Genomic DNA, 386 nt, shown 5'->3' with positions numbered 1-386 from the left:
TCCGGAAAATCAATGGCCACCCAACTGGACGGATCGGTCCGCGTCTACAGGGCCGGATATCCCTGGAAGAACTCCTGCGGTGTCACCACCGGATCCTACGACCCGGCACTCGGCCAGAGCCCGCTGCCGAACGATGACCCCAACCATTACTACCGGATGAGCGTCCTGCAGGGCCTGTACCAGTCGATCAACACCATCACGTTCCAGTCCGCTGCCAGGCTGGATTTCTGCAACATCCAGAAAATGGCGACGGCGGCAGGAGTCGCGAACGGACACACGAACCAGCCCTACGACTTGTCCAGCATCGCGAACCTGATCGGCACCCAGGACGTCGCACCGCTGTCCATGGCCAACGCCTACGCCACCTTCGCGGCAAACGGAGTGCA

General features: G+C 61.7%; 1 pseudogene. It reads left to right on the top strand.

What is annotated here, in order from left to right:
* Positions 1 to 12 precede the first annotated feature (12 nt).
* Positions 13 to 386, top strand: a pseudogene (locus QCD75_RS21970) (transglycosylase domain-containing protein); the annotation flags it as partial.

The organism is Arthrobacter sp. PsM3 (assembly GCF_030433895.1).
Taxonomy (GTDB): domain Bacteria; phylum Actinomycetota; class Actinomycetes; order Actinomycetales; family Micrococcaceae; genus Arthrobacter.
Note: the sequence above shows the minus strand (reverse complement) of the source record. Positions and strands in the feature narration are given on the sequence as shown.